This window comes from Mesorhizobium sanjuanii (genome assembly GCF_002529485.1).
Taxonomy (GTDB): Bacteria; Pseudomonadota; Alphaproteobacteria; order Rhizobiales; family Rhizobiaceae; genus Mesorhizobium; species Mesorhizobium sanjuanii.
Genome location: NZ_NWQG01000107.1, coordinates 25,083 through 42,971, shown reverse-complemented (window position 1 = coordinate 42,971; position 17,889 = coordinate 25,083). Strand labels below are relative to the sequence as shown.

Sequence of the window (17,889 nt, the reverse complement as noted above, 5' to 3'; positions counted from 1 at the left end):
GTCGTTCTCCTTTGTTAGGCCCGCGCCGCGATTGGCTAGAAAGCGACCTTGTCGCCGCCTTTCAACGACAGGATCTCGCGCGCTTCGTCGGGCGTCGCCACCTCCATGCCGAGCCCCTCGATGATCTTGCGGGCAAGCAGCACCTGTTCGGCGTTCGACTTCGCCAGTTTGCCCTTGCCCGCCCAGAGGCTGTCCTCTAGCCCGACGCGGATATTGCCGCCAAGGGCCGCTGACTGGGCGGCTATGCGAAGCTGGCTGGCGCCGGCGCCCAGCACTGACCAACGGAACTGATCGCCGAACAGCCGGTCGGCGGTGCGCTTCATATGAGCAACGTCTTCGGGATGCGTGCCGATGCCGCCGAGCAGTCCGAACACCGACTGCACGAAGAATGGCGGCTTCACCAGCCCGCGATCGGCGAAGTGGGAGAGGTTGTAGAGATGGGCGATATCGTAGCACTCGAACTCGAAGCGCGTGCCGTTGTCGTAGCAGGTCGCCAGGATATACTCGATATCCCTAAAGGAGTTGCGGAAGACGAGGTCGCGCGTCGCTTCCAGATGCGGCTTCTCCCAATCGAACTTGAAGGTCTCGTATTTGTCGGCGAGATGATAGAGCCCGAAATTGATCGAACCCATGTTGAGCGAGGCTACTTCCGGCTTGAACTGGGCGGCGGGCCGCACGCGCTCCTCGACCTTCATGTAGGGGCTGCCGCCGGTGGTGATGTTGATGGCGGCATTGGTGCCTTGCTTGATGCGCGGCAGGAAGCGGGCGAAGGCCTCGGGCGTCTGGTCGGGCTTGCCGGTCTCAGGGTCGCGCGCATGCAGATGCAGGATCGCCGCGCCAGCCTCGGCCGCGGCAATTGCCTCGGAGGCGATCTGGTCCGGCGTGATCGGCAGATAGGGCGACATGGTCGGCGTATGGATCGCCCCCGTCACCGCGCAGGTGATGATGACCTTGCCGCTGGTCTGCACAGCGCCGGGCTTGCGGCTTGTCTCTCTCATTTTCCAAACTCCCGATCCGATTTTTTCTTGTGCGCCGCCAGCGCCATCAACCGGCGGTCGCGCCACACCTGCCGGTCGCCAAGGCTCGCCTTTGGCAAGCGTTTGCGGCGGTCGGCCTCGACCGTCGTCATCACCTCGCCCGCCCAGTCGACGCGCCGCAGCATCTGCGGGAAGATGTTCGAATAGATCGTTTGGTAGCGCTCGACATAGTCGCGCACACCGCCGGGCGCATTGAGATCGATCGTCTCGAACGGGCCCATGAACGACCAGCGCAGCGCCAGCCCGTCGCGAATCCCGATATCGACATCCTCGACGCTGGCATAGCCGTCGGCGACAAGCCGGAAGGCCTCTTCCAGCAGCGCACCCTGCAGGCGGTTCATGATGAAGCCGTCGAGCTCGCGCTGCATCACCAGCGGCGCATGGCCGGCGTCGACGAGGAAGGCGCTGGTCCGTTCGACCGTCTCGGTAGAGGTCCATGGCGCCGGTACGACCTCAGCCGCCGGGATGAGATAGGGCGGATTGATCGGATGCACGACGAGGCAGCGGTGCCGCCCTTCGAGATGGTCGGTAAATTTCGACGGCAGCAGCGCCGAGGTGGAACTGGCGATCACCGCCTGCGGACCGGCAAGCGCGTCGATCAGAGAAAACACCTCACGCTTGACGTCGAGGTTTTCCGGCGTGTTCTCCTGGATATGAACGGCCTCGGCCAGCGCCTCCTCCAGTTCCGCGACGACGGTGATACGATCAAGCACGGCGTCGACCGTCTGCCCGCGCAGCAGGTCGTTCGATGCGAGGTCATCCAGCACACCGCTGATATAGTCGCGGGCGCCGCCTGTCGCGGCCCGCGACTGATCCCACATGCGCACATCGTGGCCGGCGCGCGCGAAGCTGATCGCCCACGCCCGCCCGATAAAGCCACTGCCGACAATCGCCACCTTTGCCATCGATCGGTTCCTCAGAGTGTTTCGACATTGCCGTCGACGCCGAGCGACTGGCCGGAAATGTTGACGCCGGCATCGGAGAGCAGGAAGGCGACCATTGCGGCGACGTCGTAGGGGCTGGTCATGCGGCGCAGCGAGATGTTCTGGAGATAGCGCCCCGTCATCTCCTCATGGCTGATGCCGACCTGCCTGGCGCGCGCCGCAATGACGCCTTCGATGCGCGGGCCCTCGATGATGCCGGGCAGGATGGCGTTGACCCTGATGCCGTGCGGCCCGAGTTCCTTGGCGAGGCTCTGCGTGAAGCCGATGACGCCGAACTTGGCCGCCGAATAGGGCGTGCGGAACGCGTAGCCATGGCGGCCCGCCGCCGACGACATCGATACGATCGAACCGCCGCCCGCCGCCTTGATCAGCGGCACGGCGCGCCGGGCGCAGAGGAACTGGCCGGTCAGGCAGATGTCGATGCAGCGCCGCCAGTCCGCCGGATCGATCTCGTCGACGCCGCCGGTCGGCCCGGCGATACCGGCATTGTTGATCAGCGCGTCGAGCCCGCCGAGCTTTTCCTGCACCGTCTCGAACAGCCGGTCGACATCGTCCTCGCGCGAGACATCCGCCTTGACCGCGTCGACCAGCGCGATCCTGCCGGGTGCGGCGGCCAGCGCTTCGTCCGAAACGTCGCACACCATGATGCGCGCGCCGAGCCGCGACAGCGTGTCGGCGATGGCCAGGCCGATGCCGCCGGCGCCGGCCGTCACCAGTACGCGCTGCCCCTTCAGCCCACCCAGAAATTCGTCCGCCGTTTCAGGCGCCTTTACACTCATCATCCTGTCCTTCTCATTGCAGCCGCCGTTCGCGCAGCGCCATGACGGCGCCCAGAACGACCAGCCCGTATAGAATTGCCCTTGTGGCGTAGGGAAGCGTGGTGCCGGCCAACAGCATCTGCAACGCTGTCAGCAACAAAACGCCACCGAGCATGCCGAGATAGTGGCCGCGCCCGCCAGTGATCAGCGCGCCACCGACCACCACCACGGCGATCGACGGCAAGAGATAGTCATCGCCCATGCCAAGGCTCGCCTGGCCCGAAAAGCCGGTCAGCATGATGCCGACGATCGCGGCGCAGACGGCCGAAAGCATGTAGACCAGGATCAGCGTGCGCTCGACGCCGATCCCCGACAATCGCGCCGCGCGCAGGCCGTTGCCGATACCGTAGACCCGGCGCCCGAACGGCGTGCGCCCAAGCAGCAGCACCGCCGCCATGACGAAGACGATCATCAGCAGGACGACCGGCGTCACCAGACCAAGCCTGGCCGTCATGAACCAGCGCAACATCGGCGAGGAGAACCCTGCCGGTGTTCCCTGCGAATAGAGCAGCGCGCAGCCTTGCAGAATGCCGTTGGTGGCGAGCGTCATGACGATCGGCGAGATGCCGAGATAGACGATGCCAAAGCCGTTGGCGAAGCCAATGGCGCAAGCCATCAGGAGCACGGTCGGCAAGGCGTAGACGAGCGCCGCATCCGAGCCGTTGACCATGCCGGCCAGGATGATGCCGGAAATGCCGATCGTCCACGGCACGGAGAGGTCGAGGCCTCCGGTCAGGATGACGGTACCCTGCCCGAGCGCCAGGACGGCAAGGAAGGACGACAGCACGAGCAGCGAGTTCCAGTAACCCGGATTGAGGATGGTGCGGCCGAGCCATATCTGCGTGACGACCACGATGATGATGAGGCAGACATAGGCGGGCAGCGCATAGCGCAGCGTCTCGGCATTGCGCAGATGGAAAGCGGGGCGCGGCGATATCTCGCTGCGTTGGTCAGGCGATGGCCGGGCGATCCTGAGACGCCGATCCGCGTGCTCGAGCTGCGAGGGCAATATGCCGGAGCGCCAGGCGGCAAACCTGGCGCGCGCGGCACGCAGCTGCAACGCAAGCACCGAAGCGTGCGAGATCGAGCCGGCAAGAGCCGCCAGCACAAGTATGGTGCCTTCGGCGATGGTGGAATAGTAGGCCGATACGTTGAGCACCAGCAGGATGTTCACCACGATCATCAGGATATAGGCGCCGAAGACCGTGCCCACCGGACCACCCTGCCCGCCGCCGAGACGCGTGCCACCGACGACGACCGCCGCGAACATCGACAGCAGCAGCGGATTACCGACCAACGGATCGCCGCTGCCGGTCTGGGCGCTGATGAACACGCCGGCAAGACCGTAGCAGCCGCCGGCGATCACATAGACGGCAAAGCGCACGAGCACGACGTTGATGCCGACCGCCGCTGCCGAATCCGCGTCGCTGCCGACCGCATAGAGCGCGGTACCGAAGCGGGTCCCCTTCAGCCAGAACCAGGCGAGGAGCACTATCCCAATCACCACCAGCGGCATTGGCAGCCAGCCGGCGATCGCGTCACCGAGGTAGAAGGTGCCGAGATCGGGCGACACGAAGCCGCCGGGTTTGTCCATCACCAGCAGCGTCACGCCTTGCAGGATGAACATGGTGGACAGGGTCACCACGATGGGCTGCATACGCAGCACCGCGATGAAGAAGCCGTTGAAGGCGCCCACCGCCATGCCGACGCCGATGCCGACGGCAGTCCACAGGAGGATGCTGGCGCCAGGCGCCATCGGGTCCATGCTCGATGCCAGCACGACATTGACCAGCGATATCACAGCACCCGCGGACAGGTCGAAGCCGCCCGACAGGATCACGATGGTCTGGCCGATCGCGGCGAGCGCCGAGGTCGCGCCACCGCTCGACAGGAACGACACGTCGAAATAGGTGAGCGGCCCAGCGCTGACCCAGTCGACGATGAAAAGCAGGATCGCAAGGACGGCCGCGGCGATCAGCGCGCCACGATTTCGCACCAGCGCGCGGCGCAGCCCGACGCCGCCGGAGACGGGGGATGAAAGGGCTGCGCTGCTCATGCGGCGATTTCCCCGGCATGCCCGAGCGCCGGGCGCATGATGGCCGGTTCGGTGATGGCGTCACCTTCGAGCTCGGCCGCGACGCGCCCGTCATAAAGAACCAGGATCCGGTCGCATTGATGGACCAGTTCGGGAATCTCGGTCGAGTGCAGCAGGATCGAGCCGCCGGCGGCCACGTAGTTTCGCATCATCACATAGAGTTCGTGCTTGGTGCCGACATCGATGCCACGGGTGGGATCGAACAGAAGCAGGATGCGGCTCTGCGCCACCAGCCATTTGGCAATGGCGATCTTCTGCTGATTGCCGCCGGAAAACGCGCCCGCCCGCGTCCACAGCGCGCGACGGTCGACTTCGACAGTGGCGAAGGCCTCCTCGACTGAGCGCGTCTCGGCCTGCGCGTCGACGAGGCCGAGACGTGTGAAGCGCGACACCACGGGCAGCGTGGCGTTCTCACTGCCCGACAATTTCAGGAACAGGCCTTCGGACTTGCGATCCTCGGGCACCAGGCCGATCGCCATGTTGGGCCGCAACGCATCCGCGGGCGAACCAAGCCATACTTTGCGGCCGTCGACCAGGATGTCGCCGCGGGTGATTTCGGCCATACCGAAGCAGGCCAGGAACAGGTCCTGCTGGCCCATGCCTTGCAGTCCGGCGACGCCGAGGATCTCGCCCTTGCGCAGGTCGAAGCCGACGCCGTCGAGCTTGCGCCCGACCTTCAGGTCGCGCACGCCCAGAACCGGCGGCCCGAAAGCCTGGGCGCCGTCGGGCTTGGGCGGAAAGGTCTGCTCGATGCTGCGGCCGATGATCTTTTCGATCACGTCGGCATCAGAGACATCGGCGACCGGGGCGGTGACGATATGGCGGCCGTTCCTGAGAATCGTCAACGTCTCGCAGAAGGCGCGGACCTCGCGCATGCGATGGGTGATGAAGACGATGGTCGTGCCTTGCGCTTTCAACCTGGCGATGATGTCGCCGAGCCAGTCGACGTCGCGGCCGGCGAGCGTCGAGGTCGGCTCGTCGAGCAGCAGGATGCGCGGCTTGCGATAGACGGCGCGCGCGATCTCGATCTTCTGGCGCACCGAAAGCTCGAGTTCGCCGACCTCGGCATCGAGATCGACGGAAAAGCCGAGATCGTCGATGTGGCGGCGGACCGCCTTGCGCGCGGCGGCGCGACGGATCAGGCCGGAGACGCCGACCGGGGCATAGGGCAGCAGCATGTTGTCGAGGACGGTGAGATCGCGCACCAGGGTCATCTCCTGGAACGCCGTCTGCACGCCCAGCGCGTGTGCTGCGCGCGGCGCTCCGTAACCGATCTCCTTGCCGAAGACACGGACATGCCCTTCGCTCGGCCGCACCAGTCCCGACAGGAGTTTCACCAGCGTCGACTTGCCGGCGCCATTTTCACCCAGCAGCGCATGGACGCTGCCGGATGCAATCCGAAACGAGACGCGGTCGAGCGCGACGGTCGGGCCGAAAGCCTTGCTGATGCCATCGATCTCGACGGCGGGAAGCTCGGGAGATTCTGTCATTGTCCTCGATCGCCAGCCGTTGCCCAGATCGACGATGCACGGAAGCAATGTCCGTGCATCGTCACGATCGCCTGGGAGGCTTTACGTCTCTGTTTTGTGCATGTCGTTGCCCCAAAACCGCTGCACACTTTTGGGCGACATGCACTATTCTTCCGGCTGTCCCACGAGAGCAGCGGCGAGGCCGATCTCGGGTGTCTGGTCCGAGAAGATCGAGGCGAACCAGCCGGGGTTGGAGACCAGCGACGGCTTGAAGGCGTTGCAGCCAGCCTTCATTTCCGCCCAGGTGCCTTCGTCGCACAGCTTGATCGTCTCACTGGTGACCACCGGCAGCGGCAGGATCGTGGTCTTCGCCACATCCTTGCCTTCAATCGCTTCGACGGCCAGCTTCAAGGCGAGCGCCCCGGAATAAGGTGGCGAGGCGTAGGAAATGCGTTGCGCACCGAGCGCCGCATAGGGGGAAGCCGCACCTTCGACCTCGGTCCCCTCCGGCAGCATCTGGATGCGGCCGCCATTGGAGCCTTCGCCGGCGCAGGGCAGCAGTTCACTGGTCTTCTTGCCGGCCTCGAGCTGCATCGAATTGGCGGTGAAGCAGCCGACCTGCATCCACAAACCGTTGATGTCGTCCCAGTTGCGGGTGGCCAGGATCTTCGAAAGCTCGGTGCGGGCAACCGCCTGGCTCCACATGCCGACAGCCTCGCCGACGATCTTGATGTCGGGATATTTGGCGAAGACTTCCTTGGCGGCCTTTGTCCGTTGATCGTCAACGGATGTTCCGGGAACACCGGTGATGGCGATGATGTTGCCCTTGCCATTGAGCTTTTTTGCGAGCCATTCGGCGGTCACCCTGCCCGCTTCCAACTGATCAATGTGGACGTTGTAGGCGCAAGGCTCGGTGATCTCGGCATCGTAGGCAAAGACCTTCACACCCTTGTCGCAGGCATTTTTCACGACCTGATTGAGCGCGGTCGGCGAGATCGGGTACACGACGATCGCTTTGGCGCCGCTTTGCACCATTGCGTTGATCTGCTGGATCTGGCGCTGCGCGTTGGGTCCGGCGACCTGGACCTGCAGATCGACCTTGTCGGCCAGGCTTTTGTGAGCGGCCATGGCCTTGACCATGTTGGCCGCCTCCGCCTGCCAATCGTTGCCGATGTAGCTCATGCTGAGAAATATCTTGTGCTTTTCAGCCGCCTGCGCGGCGGACAGGCCAAAAGCGCATGCAGCCATGCCGGCCAGCAGCGTGAGCCGCCGGACTTTCAATCCGATACCCATTTATTCCTCCCAATCCGAACGACCGAATGCCTCCCAAGGGCACGAAACGTAACCCTTGTCATTCGATGTCATCGACCGTATCATTATTTGATCAAAGATCAATGATGAAATCGCTTGCTATCAAAACCGGTGCTCGAGGCGGCTTGACGCGGCAATCCGAACCTTGCATTCCGGAGACAAGCGGTGGCGTCGCCCTAAAGCGCGCCGCGTTTGTCCGGCCTCATGCGACGCTCTTCAGGTTGTTTTATGCATGTCGTTATCGCAAAACCGCTGCGCACCCTCGGTTCAAGCCCGAGGGCATGCTTTTGCGCGACATGCATTAGGCGGGAAGGTTGACGGGAGATGGCTGGATCGGCATTCAGGAAGCCGGGGGTCGAGATCACTCCCCTGTCCAGGGAAACCCTGCAGGACAGGGTCTACCGCCATGTCACCGAACTGATCCTCGACGGCAGCATCGTGCCGGGCGAGATGGTGACGGTTCAGAGCCTAGCCGACGCTTTTGGCGTCAGCCCGATGCCGGTCAGGGAGGCGTTGCGGCGGCTGACCGCCGCCAATGCGCTGATGGTGGTTTCGGGCCGATCGATCGGCATTCCGGCGCTCAGCCGCGCGCGTCTGATCGACCTCAGGAATGTCCGCTACGAGATAGAAGCGATCGCCGCCGCGTGGGCAGCGGAACGCATGGACGACCGCGGCATAGCGCTGCTGCGCCAACATCTCGATGCGCTCGAACAGGCCAATGCCGCCGGCGACGTCAAATCCTACCTCAGGGCCAATTACGCCTTTCATTTCTCGATCTATCGGGCGGCCGGTTCCGAGAACATGCTCAACATCATCGAGAATCTGTGGCTGCAGATCAGCCCCTATTTCAACATGCTGCACGATTCCGGGAACTATTCGACCGCCAACGAGCACCATCAGGAGATGTTCGCGGCGTTGCGCGACCGGAATGCGGAGGCGGTTCGGGCCGCAGTCCGTGCCGACATCGACGCGGCCTTCGACGTTCTGGTCGGTTTGCTGGGATAAGGATTTGGACCCTGGCACCTGAAGCCGGTCATGCCTCCCGTTGCCGACAGCATGCCGCATGTATTCTTCCGGATCCGCATCGAACAGTTGTCCAGCCGGCAAGCACTGGAATAGATTGCTTACGCCCTGAGATTGCCGGGATGGCCGCGGCTTGAAAGCAGCACATAATGGATTCGCTCATAACCCGGCTCGGACTCGCCCTGGCAATTGGCCTGCTCGTCGGGCTGGAGCGTGGGTGGCGGGAGCGGGACGCGCCCGATCGCAGCCGCACGGCTGGCATTCGCACGTTCGGCATATCCGGCCTGCTCGGCGGCATTCTTGCAGCGCTGGCCAATGCGCTCGGCGCGGTATCCGTGCTGGTTGGGGGATTTATCGCCTTTGCCGCGATCTTCGCCTGGTACAAGGCGCGCGAGGCGAAGCATGACGAGGATTTCAGTGTTACGAGCGTGATCGCGGGTCTTGCCGTGTTCGCACTCGGCGCACTTTCGGTCGCCGGCGACTATCGAGCCGCTTCTGCCGGAGGAGCAGCCCTCGCGGCGGTCCTCGCGAGTCGCGAGATCCTGCACGGCCTTCTGAAGCGACTGACCTGGATCGAGCTTCGTTCGGCCCTGATCCTGGCGGTGATGACGGCGATCGTTCTACCCGTGCTGCCAAACCGGACGATGGACCCTTGGGGCGGGTTCAATCCCTGGGAGGTCTGGCTCCTGACGGTGCTGATGGCGTCGATTTCCTTCGCCGGCTATGTCGCCGTTCGCGTTCTTGGAACCACGCGCGGCCTGCTCGTCAGTTCGACCATCGGTGCCATCGTCTCCTCCACAGCCGTGACCATGGCACTTGCCCGCGACGCGACGTCGGCAAGCAATCCCTTGCCGCTGGCAGGGGCGGCTTCGCTGGCAGCGATGGTCTCGCTGTTGCGTGTTTGCGTGGTGGTTTTGATCATCGAGCCAAGCGTATTCGTCCCGGCCGGCATTCCCGCGATTGCCGCAGCGTTCGTCTTCGCGGCCTGCGGCGCATTTCTGCTGGCGCGCGTCGGCGGGGATCAAAAAGGTGGCGCGCTTACGCGCAATCCATTCGAATTGGGTCCATTGCTGCTCTTCGCCCTGCTTTTTGCAGTTGTCGCGACCGCGAGCGCGGCGCTGGCGGCTCAATTCGGTGGACGCGGCCTCCTGGCGAGCTCGGCGCTTGCCGGCACGTTCGATGTGGATGTCTCGGTGCTCAGCGCGCTGCGCCTCGTCAAGCATTCGGTTGCTGTCGAGACCGTAGCCCAGGCAGTGCTCGCCGCACTGGCGGCAAATGCGATCGGCCGGCTATCGCTGGCGGTGTTTGCTGGCCCAGTCAAATTCTGGTTGCCGCTGGCCGGCGCAACCGTGGCTGCCATAGCCGCCGGCTACTGCGCCATGCTGCTGCCAAATATCGAGCTGTCCCGGAGCTTGGCTCTCCCTTGAGGTCATTCACTTACCGGTCGCCTCATCAATACCGATCCAGGTCGCACCATCAATCCGCAGGAACGTCTCGCCGATCTCGATAGCACGTCCGGTGTCGGTCGGCGTGCCGCTGTCGGCGTCCCCGACAACAGCTGTTCCACCGCCAATGGTTTCCGTCACGCTGTGGGCATGAGAGCGCTCCTGCCGAGTCGCGTTCGGGCCGGTGCCTTTATGCGATACGCTGGCCAGCGGCGCCGACAGCGCGCCGTTCTTCTCGAAACCATCGACCGCCACTGCCCGGTCCACCCTCGCCCATGCCGTAATTCGCCACCAGCACAGACCGTTCCTTCCCGCCAGGCGAAGACTTCCGAGTTGGCATCGATGTGCGCGCCGTCAGGAGTCACCGACAGAAATGTTGGATTGTCGATGTCATTGGCCAGTTTTCGCGTTTCCAGCGTTCCGCCTCTTCACGCTTGCAACGCAACCCCATATGTGAAAATACTATTTACAAAAGAAGATTGACGGAAGGAGACGTGCTTTTCGACGCTTTGCTGCATGTTCAAGCGATCGTGCGGTTCCGCGCCCGGGGCTGGCGGAGCCGGTCATGAACGATCTTGCGCCAACTGGCGGCGCGGCCTCGACACATCCGGCCAACATGCCCAGGGATCACACCGCCCTGCCAGTATGGAACACCGAGAACTGGTTTTATGAGGACTGGCCGGTAGGGCAGAAAATCCGCTCGCTGCACCGCACGATGGCCGAAAGCGACAGCCACCTCTTCAACACGCTGGTGCTCGATATCCACCCTTATGTGCAGGGCCAGATGTTTGCCGAGAGCGAAGGCATTTTCGGCAAGCGGCTGATCGCCGGCGCCTTTGTCTTCTCGGTCGGGCCGGGCCTGGTCGAGCTGGGGCTGATCCGCGCCAGCTATGAAGTGTTCAAGGGCGAAGGCGAACTGGTTCTCTATTGCGAGCATCTGCAGACGGTGAAGTACCGCAACCCTGCTGATTTCATCGGCAAGACGGAGAAATAGCAATGCAGGCAGCAGCCGAATTGCCGCTTGCCGGTCTCACCGTCGTCGACATGAGCCAATTCCTGTCCGGGCCCTATTGCTCGCTTAGGCTGCTCGACCTTGGCGCCCGCGTCATCAAGATCGAGCGGCCGGATGGTGGCGACCTGTCGCGCCGGCTCTACCTCAGCGACACCGAGATCGGTGGCGACTCCACGATCTTCCATGCCATCAACCGGGCCAAGGAAAGCCTCGCCATCGACCTCAAGAACGAGGCCGATCTCAAGGCGCTGCGCGGGCTTCTGGCCAAGGCCGACGTGCTGATCCAGAATTTCCGGCCGGGCGTCATCGAGCGGCTCGGCTTGGACTATGGTGCCGTGCGCGAGGTCAACCCGCGCCTGGTCTATGCCTCGATCAGCGGCTATGGCGAGGAAGGCCCATGGGTCAAGCGGCCCGGCCAGGATCTGCTGGCGCAGGCGCGCTCCGGTGTGATGTGGCTGAACGGCGACGAGGACCAGGGGCCGGTGCCGTTCGGTCTCGCCATCGGCGACATGCTGGCGGGCGCTGCCTGCGCGCAAGGCATACTGGCGGCGCTGGTGCGGCGCGGTATCACCGGCCAGGGCAGCCATATCGAAACCAGCCTGCTGGAAGCGCTGATCGACTTCGAGTTCGAGGTGCTGACCACGCACCTCAATGACGGCCGCCGCCTGCCCAGGCGCTCCAGCTTCCGCAGCGCGCATGCCTATCTGTCGGCGCCCTATGGCGTGTACCCCGCCAAGGACGGCTACCTCGCCGTTGCCATGACACCGATCCCCAAGCTGGCCGATCTGCTGTCGCTTGGGGAATTAGCGCCCTATCGCGACAAACCGGCATCGTGGTTCACCGCGCGCGACGACATCAAGGCGATCGTCGCGCAAAGGATCGCCACCAAGACGATCGACGAATGGCTGGCCATTCTGGAGCCGGCCGACATCTGGTGCGCCAAGGTGCTGACCTGGCCGGAAATGCTGGCAAGCGAGGGGTTCCAGTCGCTCGACATGCTGCAAACCGTGACGCGTGAGGACGACGTCTCGATCCTCACCACCAGTTCGCCGCTCAGGGTCGATGGTATCAGAGCCAAGGTCGATCGGGCAGCACCCCGCATCGGCGAGCACAGCGCGAAAATCCGCGAGGAGTTCGGCCTGTGAGCACGCACACGCTCAAAGGCATGACCTGGAGCCATCCGCGCGGCTACGACCCCATGGTCGCCTGCTCTTCTCTCTGGCACCAGAAAACCGGCGTGGCCGTCGAATGGGACAAGCGCTCGCTGCAGGATTTCGAATCCTTCCCGGTCAAGGAACTGGCGCGGGCCTATGATTTGATCGTCATCGACCACCCGCATGTCGGCCAGATCACGGCGGAACGCTGCCTCGAGCCGCTGGATATCGCCGGCCGCGAGGCGGAGCTTGCGGCCTTGGCCTCAGGCAGCGTCGGCCAATCCTATCGGAGCTACAACTGGCAGGGGCGGCAATGGGCATTTCCGATCGATGCGGCAAGCCAAGTCCAGGCCTGGCGGCCGGACGCGCTTGATGCCCCGCTTGCGCGCTGGAGCGAGGTGCTCGATCTCGCCAGGCAAGGCCGCGTGCTGCTGCCGCTGCGCCCGCCGCATTGCCTGATGGTGTTCTTCACGCTTGCCGGCAATCTCGGTCATCCCTGCGCGACCGATCCATCAGTTGATCTCATCGAGAGCGGGGCCGGCGGTAAGGTCTTCGAGACGATGCGCGAGATCGCCGCGCTGGTCGATCCCGCCTGCTTCGACATGGATCCGATCGCCGTTTCGGAACGCATGGCGGAAGCCGGTTCCAGGATCGTCTGCGCGCCACTGATCTATGGTTACGTCTCCTATGCAATGACTGGTTTCCGCGCCAACCGGCTGGCCTTTGCCGACATTCCAGTCATCGGCTCCAACGGCCCGATCGGTTCGGCGCTCGGCGGCACGGGCATAGCGGTCTCGGCCTTTTCCCAGGCGAAAGATGCCGCGATCGATTTCGCCTATTGGGTTGCCAGCGGCGATGTCCAGCGCGGCGCCTATGCCGCCTCGGGCGGCCAGCCGGGCCATGCGGCAGCGTGGGCGGACCAGAGCGTCAATGCCGCGACCGGCAGTTTCTACAGGGATACGCGCGCGACGCTGGAAGGCGCATGGGTGCGGCCGCGCCATGACGGCTACATGGCGTTCCAGCAGGCGGCATCCGATTGCATCATTTCCGGCATCACCTCCAGCCGCCAAGCCGCCCGGGTCGTTGCCGATCTCAATCGCCTGTTTCGGGACAGTGTCCCGGCGCAGGTGTCCGGCGCTGCCGGTTGAGGAGCCTGAGCGAAACCAACTGGAGGAGATGACAGGAATGATCCGCGGCCTGTTGGCCGCAACCGCCCTTACCTCGATTGCAGCGACTGCCCTGGCGCATGACGTGCAAGGCGCGGTTCAGGCCGCGCTTGCCTTCATCATCGTGCTGCTGGTCTCACTCTACGGCCGCGAACGGCACGTATCGGCAACGATCTGACGCTGCACAACCAAGCCGGCTAGGCGAGCCGCCAGAGCTTGCGGGCATTGGCGGACAAGAGCCTGTCGCGCTCCGCAATGCTGCAGCCCGAAAGCAGCGCGTGGGTCGCCGCCACCCAGGTCGACAGGCCGCCGCCAAGCGTACAGACAGGCCAATCGCTGCCCCAGACGACGCGGTCCCAGCCGAATTCACCGATTGTATGTTCGACATAGGGCCGCAATATCTCGGCCGTCCAGCTGCCGGGATCGGCATAGGCGACGACGCCGGAAATCTTGGCCATGACATTCGGGCGTCGCGCGATCTCGCTCATATGCTCACGCCATGGATGCTCGGCATTGCCCTTGATGTCGGGAACACCGCAATGGTCGAGGACGAACTGCACATCGGGCGCTAGGTCGGCAAGCGCGATCGCCTTCGGTATCTGATGCGGCAGCACGACGAGATCGAAGGTCAGGCCGGTGCCGCCGAGCCGCTTGATGTTGTCGCGGAACAGCGCGCCTTCCGATAGCTCGTCGGGCACGACATGGAGGACACGGCGGAAACCCTTGACGAAGGGATTTTCCTCCTGGCGTGCGAGATAGGATCGAAAATCCTCCTCCTCCGGCCGGCAGGAGGCGATCGCCCCGACCAGCACGCTGCCGGGCTGTCGCGACAGCCCTTCGACACGACCGGTTTCAGCCTCGATGTCGGCCGGATCGACGTCCACTTCCATGTGCAGCGCCTGCTCGACGCCGACACGGCGAGCCTCCACGGCGTATTCCTCGTAGGAAAAATCGCGGTTGAGGGCCGGCACACCTGCGAGCCAGGGATAGCGCAGCACCGAGCGGTCTATGAGATGCAGATGAGTGTCGATGATCATGATGGCGTATCCTTTAGGCTCGCAACACTATCTCGCTGAAAAATTCATTATTCAAATAGGAAATTACGACGATTGAGGTACGTCCGAACCGGCCAATCGCGACAACCGAGTCGCTGCGCCCTGCAGCAACTGGATCGTGAGTGTGATGTCAGGCGCGGCCGCCGCATTGACGAGGGCGATATAAGGAATGGTGAGGGCCGCGATGGCGCGGCCATCCGGTCCCAGCACCGGTGTCGAAAGGTTGTAGACGCCGGCCGTCTGCATCGAGGCCATCATCTCGTAGCCGCGGTCGCGAACCTGGTCGAGCCGGGCAAAGAACTCGGCCGGCTGCGCTGCCTTGTCGGTGCTGCGGACGTGCTCGGAGATCATCATCTGCCGTTCTTCCTGTGACCGGAAGGCCAGCAGAACATGTCCCGAACCAGTGTCGAACAGGCTGATATGGGAGCCGACCCGGATCGAGATGCCCCAATAGTTCGGGGCCTCCTGCTGAGCGATGACAACAGCAGAACCGCGATCAAAAACAACAAGTTGGTTTGCCTGCTGCGAAGTTTCGGCTAGTTCGCGCATCACCGGCGTGGCGTAGGAAACCAGTCGCCGCACCGGGGCATGCAGTTGCGCCAGCCCGAACAGCTTCAGCGTCAACGAATAACGATCGCCGTCCAGCCTGGTGACATAGCCGCGACGCACCAGCCGGTCGAGCATGCGGTAGAATTCATTGGGGCTGCGATCGAGTTTCTTGGCGATTTCAGCCTGGGTGAGACCGCCGTCCACGCCGGCCAGCAATTCCAGGATGTCGAGCCCCTTGTCCAATGCCGGGGCGCGATAGCGCTCGTCTTCGCTGTCATCCATGGCCTATCCCTCCAGTGAATTCTATTCTTCATATACGCAGGACGTGGCCGGCAGAAACAAATTTCGCCTTGACGTTCCCGTGAATGTTTTGTTTGTATATGAATGTGACGTTTCTTGTAGTTTGATGAGTTCCGGTCACCGCCGGCAGCGCTGCCGGTGTCCGTCAGATCGAACTGCCGATCACAGTCACCGAACCGCTCGGCAACGAGACGCTGGTGTTCGTCGAATTCAACAGCAGCGATTGGGGTTCGCGTATGCTGAACCCCAGACCGCTGAAGCCGGGCGAGCGGGTCGCCATGAGCCTCGACATGTCGCAGCCGCATCTGTTTGCCGCCGAGACCGGAAAGACATTTCGGAGCTGAAGGCATGGCTAGAATCGAGAAGGTCGAACTGCGGATGGTGGACCTTATACCTGCGCTGTTCAGAACGGCAGATATGTCGAGTACATTCCGCAACTCGACCAGTTGACCGGCAAGCATATGCGCATCGAGGATGGCCAGGCGCTGGCGCCCGACGAACCGGGCATCGGCGTCGACTGGGACTGGGATGCGGTGAAGGCCATGAGCATCGCCGAAATTCACCACGGCGATCAGCAGATAGGGAGACGGGCATGCAGCGGATGGGGATGGTGCTGGGGCTGAAGCCGGAAAAGGTCGAGGAGTATGTCCGTCTTCACGCCGCCGTCTGGCCTGATGTGCTGACCATGATTTCGGCCTGCAACATTAAGAACTACTCGATCTACCTGAAGCGGCCGGAGAACCTGCTGTTTTCCTATTTCGAATACCATGGCACCGACTATGCGGCCGACATGGCCAAAATGGCGGCCGACCCGAAAACCCAGGAATGGTGGGCCGTCTGCATGCCTTGCCAGGAGCCATTCGCGACCCGCAAGGAAGGCGAATGGTGGGCAGCGATGGACGAGGTCTTCCATCATGACTGAAGGCGGTTTCGACCCTGCCTCGCTCGTCCAGGCCTGGCACAAACCCTCGGCGCCCCGTCCGATCGTCACCTTCGGCGCGGGATCGATCGTCGGCGACGCGCATTTCCCGGCCTATAGGAAAGCCGGCTTCCCGGTCGCCGGCCTCTACGATCCGGACCAGGCCAAGGCGCACACCCTGGCCGAGAAATGGGACGTGACCATGTTCCGCTCGATTGAAGAAGCGGCCGCCGTCGAGGATGCGATCTTCGACCTCGCCACGCCGCCCGGGCGGCACGCCGAGATCCTGAAGGCTCTACCCAATGGCGCGGTCGCATTGATCCAGAAGCCGCTGGGCAACTGCCTCGGCGAGGCAACAGAAATCCTCGAAATCTGCCGCGCCAGGAGGCTCAAGGCGGCCGTGAACTTCCAGTTGCGCTTCGCGCCGATGATGCTGGCGCTCAAGGATGCCATCGCCAAGGGCTGGCTCGGCGAGATCGTCGACTTCGACGCCTGGCTGGCGCTGGCGACACCATGGGAGCTCTGGGAGTTCCTGCTCAAGGCGCCGCGCGTCGAGATCGCCATGCATTCGATTCACTACCTCGACCTGATCCGGCAATTGCTCGGCGACCCCAGAGGCGTGCACGCCAAGACGCTTGGCCATCCCAACCATGCGGTGGCGCAGACGCGCACCAGCGCCATTCTCGATTATGGCGACACTGTGCGTTGCGCGCTGTCGATCAACCACGACCACAAGTTCGGCCGCCGGCACCAGGCCTGCGAGTTCCGCATCTGCGGCACCGAGGGCGCTGCCTATCTCAAGCTCGGCCTCAATCTCGATTATCCACGCGGCGAGCCGGATGTGCTGGAGATCCATCCGAAAGGCGGGACGGACTGGGTCGCCGTGCCATTGGCCGGCGAGTGGTTCCCCGATGCCTTCGTCGGCCGTATGGCCAATGTCCAGCGTTTTGCGGCCGGCGAGGACGCGACGCTGATCAGCCCGGTCGAGGATGCCTGGAGCACGATGGCGCTGGTCGAGGCGGCCTATCAGTCGAGCGCAACGCCGGCGACGCCGATCGCGGAAAGACCCTGATGGAACAGATCCAGTACTTCGAAGACTACGAGATCGGTTCGTCGCGCCTCACCAGCGGCCGCACCATCACGGAGACGGACTTCGTCGTCCATGCCGGCCACACCGGCGATTTCTTCCCGCACCACATGGACGCCGAGTTCATGAAGACGACGCCGTTCGGCCAGCGCATCGCCCACGGCACGCTGGTGTTCTCGGTCGGCGTCGGGCTGACGGCAAGCGTCGTCAACCCGGTCGCCTTTTCCTATGGCTACGACCGGCTGCGCTTCATCAAGCCGGTGTTCATCGGCGACACGATCCGCACGCGCACCACCATTGCCGCCAAGGAAGACGATCCCAAGCGGCCAGGCTCAGGACGGGTAATCGAGCGTTGCGAGGTGATCAACCAGCATGGCGACGTCGTCCTGGCGGCCGACCATATCTACATCGTCGAACGCCGCGACAGGTCGCAGCAGGCTTGAATGCGCCCCATGCACGCTTCCGTCGGGAATTGATCAGCCGCCGCTCCCGTCTTCGTCAGAAT

General features: G+C 63.6%; 18 protein-coding genes and 2 pseudogenes. 11 read left to right on the top strand and 9 right to left on the bottom strand.

Annotated features, from left to right (window positions below; genetic code table 11):
• Positions 1-35 precede the first annotated feature (35 nt).
• From kce to CN311_RS17490, 6 genes are all read right to left on the bottom strand, one after another.
• Entirely contained in the window at positions 36-998 is a 963-nt protein-coding gene (gene kce, locus CN311_RS17515; RefSeq protein WP_097575000.1) for a 3,5-dioxohexanoate:acetyl-CoA acetone transferase, read from the bottom strand.
• On the bottom strand, positions 995-1,942 hold the full coding sequence (locus CN311_RS17510) for a 3-hydroxyacyl-CoA dehydrogenase (protein WP_097574999.1): 948 nt from the start codon (positions 1,940-1,942) through the stop codon (positions 995-997). The genes kce and CN311_RS17510 overlap by 4 nt, the downstream gene beginning before the upstream one ends.
• Before the next feature lie 11 nt (positions 1,943-1,953).
• On the bottom strand, positions 1,954-2,760 hold the full coding sequence (locus tag CN311_RS17505; protein WP_097575017.1) for an SDR family oxidoreductase: 807 nt from the start codon (positions 2,758-2,760) through the stop codon (positions 1,954-1,956).
• A gap of 13 nt (positions 2,761-2,773) precedes the next feature.
• Complete coding sequence (locus CN311_RS17500; RefSeq protein WP_097574998.1) at positions 2,774-4,855, bottom strand: ABC transporter permease subunit; 2,082 nt, start codon at positions 4,853-4,855, stop codon at positions 2,774-2,776.
• Positions 4,852-6,384, bottom strand: coding sequence for a sugar ABC transporter ATP-binding protein (locus tag CN311_RS17495; protein WP_097575016.1), 1,533 nt, complete (start codon positions 6,382-6,384; stop codon positions 4,852-4,854). The genes CN311_RS17500 and CN311_RS17495 overlap by 4 nt, the downstream gene beginning before the upstream one ends.
• A gap of 144 nt (positions 6,385-6,528) precedes the next feature.
• Positions 6,529-7,656 (bottom strand): sugar ABC transporter substrate-binding protein, encoded by a 1,128-nt coding sequence (locus CN311_RS17490; protein ID WP_097574997.1) that lies wholly within the window; start codon positions 7,654-7,656, stop codon positions 6,529-6,531.
• A 342-nt stretch (positions 7,657-7,998) separates the two neighbouring features.
• On the opposite strand from CN311_RS17490, the gene CN311_RS17485 reads away from it, so the two are divergent.
• Together CN311_RS17485 and CN311_RS17475 are read left to right on the top strand one after the other, a co-directional pair.
• Positions 7,999-8,679, top strand: a complete 681-nt coding sequence (locus CN311_RS17485; protein WP_097574996.1) for a GntR family transcriptional regulator — start codon at positions 7,999-8,001, stop codon at positions 8,677-8,679.
• A gap of 167 nt (positions 8,680-8,846) precedes the next feature.
• Positions 8,847-10,124 carry an MgtC/SapB family protein gene (locus tag CN311_RS17475; protein WP_097574995.1) on the top strand — a complete coding sequence of 426 codons (1,278 nt, stop codon included), beginning with the start codon at positions 8,847-8,849 and terminating at the stop codon, positions 10,122-10,124.
• A gap of 6 nt (positions 10,125-10,130) precedes the next feature.
• Here the strand turns inward: CN311_RS17475 and CN311_RS33460 are convergent, their stop codons facing one another.
• On the bottom strand, positions 10,131-10,397 hold the full coding sequence (locus tag CN311_RS33460; protein ID WP_245440858.1) for a beta-propeller fold lactonase family protein: 267 nt from the start codon (positions 10,395-10,397) through the stop codon (positions 10,131-10,133).
• Positions 10,398-10,707: 310 nt separating this feature from the next.
• Between CN311_RS33460 and CN311_RS17465 the strand changes: the two genes are divergently transcribed.
• The 4 genes from CN311_RS17465 to CN311_RS32625 are packed head-to-tail and all read left to right on the top strand — an operon-like array spanning position 10,708 to position 13,652.
• Positions 10,708-11,136: a hotdog family protein gene (locus CN311_RS17465; protein WP_097574994.1), complete on the top strand. Its 429-nt coding sequence runs from the start codon at positions 10,708-10,710 to the stop codon at positions 11,134-11,136.
• Positions 11,137-11,138: 2 nt separating this feature from the next.
• Positions 11,139-12,299 carry a CaiB/BaiF CoA transferase family protein gene (locus CN311_RS17460; protein ID WP_097574993.1) on the top strand — a complete coding sequence of 387 codons (1,161 nt, stop codon included), beginning with the start codon at positions 11,139-11,141 and terminating at the stop codon, positions 12,297-12,299.
• Positions 12,296-13,456: an extracellular solute-binding protein gene (locus tag CN311_RS17455; RefSeq protein ID WP_097574992.1), complete on the top strand. Its 1,161-nt coding sequence runs from the start codon at positions 12,296-12,298 to the stop codon at positions 13,454-13,456. Before CN311_RS17460 ends, CN311_RS17455 begins: the two co-directional genes overlap by 4 nt.
• 37 nt (positions 13,457-13,493) lie before the next feature.
• Positions 13,494-13,652, top strand: a complete 159-nt coding sequence (locus CN311_RS32625) for a hypothetical protein (RefSeq protein ID WP_208866521.1) — start codon at positions 13,494-13,496, stop codon at positions 13,650-13,652.
• Between the two features lie 19 nt (positions 13,653-13,671).
• Here the strand turns inward: CN311_RS32625 and CN311_RS17450 are convergent, their stop codons facing one another.
• Entirely contained in the window at positions 13,672-14,511 is an 840-nt protein-coding gene (locus tag CN311_RS17450) for an amidohydrolase family protein (protein ID WP_097574991.1), read from the bottom strand.
• Between the two features lie 63 nt (positions 14,512-14,574).
• Positions 14,575-15,360, bottom strand: coding sequence for an IclR family transcriptional regulator (locus tag CN311_RS17445; RefSeq protein ID WP_097574990.1), 786 nt, complete (start codon positions 15,358-15,360; stop codon positions 14,575-14,577).
• Between the two features lie 134 nt (positions 15,361-15,494).
• On the opposite strand from CN311_RS17445, the pseudogene CN311_RS33875 reads away from it, so the two are divergent.
• The 5 genes and pseudogenes from CN311_RS33875 to CN311_RS17420 all read left to right on the top strand — a co-directional run.
• Positions 15,495-15,722 (top strand): annotated as a pseudogene (locus CN311_RS33875) (sugar ABC transporter ATP-binding protein); the annotation flags it as partial.
• Positions 15,723-15,773: 51 nt separating this feature from the next.
• Positions 15,774-15,960, top strand: a pseudogene (locus tag CN311_RS17435) (mandelate racemase/muconate lactonizing enzyme family protein); the annotation flags it as partial.
• Between the two features lie 10 nt (positions 15,961-15,970).
• Positions 15,971-16,300, top strand: coding sequence for an L-rhamnose mutarotase (locus CN311_RS17430; RefSeq protein ID WP_097574989.1), 330 nt, complete (start codon positions 15,971-15,973; stop codon positions 16,298-16,300).
• Positions 16,293-17,369, top strand: coding sequence for a Gfo/Idh/MocA family protein (locus tag CN311_RS17425; protein ID WP_097574988.1), 1,077 nt, complete (start codon positions 16,293-16,295; stop codon positions 17,367-17,369). The genes CN311_RS17430 and CN311_RS17425 overlap by 8 nt, the downstream gene beginning before the upstream one ends.
• Positions 17,366-17,827, top strand: coding sequence for a MaoC/PaaZ C-terminal domain-containing protein (locus tag CN311_RS17420; RefSeq protein ID WP_165779736.1), 462 nt, complete (start codon positions 17,366-17,368; stop codon positions 17,825-17,827). Before CN311_RS17425 ends, CN311_RS17420 begins: the two co-directional genes overlap by 4 nt.
• Positions 17,828-17,889 lie beyond the last annotated feature (62 nt).

Coding starts and splice junctions, on each gene's coding strand:
- CN311_RS17460 (WP_097574993.1), top strand. CDS start 11,139: ATGCAGGCAGCAGCCGAATTGCCGCTTGCCGGTCTCACCGTCGTCGAC.
- CN311_RS17500 (WP_097574998.1), bottom strand. CDS start 4,855: ATGAGCAGCGCAGCCCTTTCATCCCCCGTCTCCGGCGGCGTCGGGCTG.
- CN311_RS17430 (WP_097574989.1), top strand. CDS start 15,971: ATGCAGCGGATGGGGATGGTGCTGGGGCTGAAGCCGGAAAAGGTCGAG.
- CN311_RS17505 (WP_097575017.1), bottom strand. CDS start 2,760: ATGAGTGTAAAGGCGCCTGAAACGGCGGACGAATTTCTGGGTGGGCTG.
- CN311_RS17445 (WP_097574990.1), bottom strand. CDS start 15,360: ATGGATGACAGCGAAGACGAGCGCTATCGCGCCCCGGCATTGGACAAG.
- CN311_RS32625 (WP_208866521.1), top strand. CDS start 13,494: ATGATCCGCGGCCTGTTGGCCGCAACCGCCCTTACCTCGATTGCAGCG.
- CN311_RS17495 (WP_097575016.1), bottom strand. CDS start 6,384: ATGACAGAATCTCCCGAGCTTCCCGCCGTCGAGATCGATGGCATCAGC.
- CN311_RS17450 (WP_097574991.1), bottom strand. CDS start 14,511: ATGATCATCGACACTCATCTGCATCTCATAGACCGCTCGGTGCTGCGC.
- CN311_RS17510 (WP_097574999.1), bottom strand. CDS start 1,942: ATGGCAAAGGTGGCGATTGTCGGCAGTGGCTTTATCGGGCGGGCGTGG.
- CN311_RS17475 (WP_097574995.1), top strand. CDS start 8,847: ATGGATTCGCTCATAACCCGGCTCGGACTCGCCCTGGCAATTGGCCTG.
- kce (WP_097575000.1), bottom strand. CDS start 998: ATGAGAGAGACAAGCCGCAAGCCCGGCGCTGTGCAGACCAGCGGCAAG.
- CN311_RS17465 (WP_097574994.1), top strand. CDS start 10,708: ATGAACGATCTTGCGCCAACTGGCGGCGCGGCCTCGACACATCCGGCC.
- CN311_RS17425 (WP_097574988.1), top strand. CDS start 16,293: ATGACTGAAGGCGGTTTCGACCCTGCCTCGCTCGTCCAGGCCTGGCAC.
- CN311_RS17485 (WP_097574996.1), top strand. CDS start 7,999: ATGGCTGGATCGGCATTCAGGAAGCCGGGGGTCGAGATCACTCCCCTG.
- CN311_RS17490 (WP_097574997.1), bottom strand. CDS start 7,656: ATGGGTATCGGATTGAAAGTCCGGCGGCTCACGCTGCTGGCCGGCATG.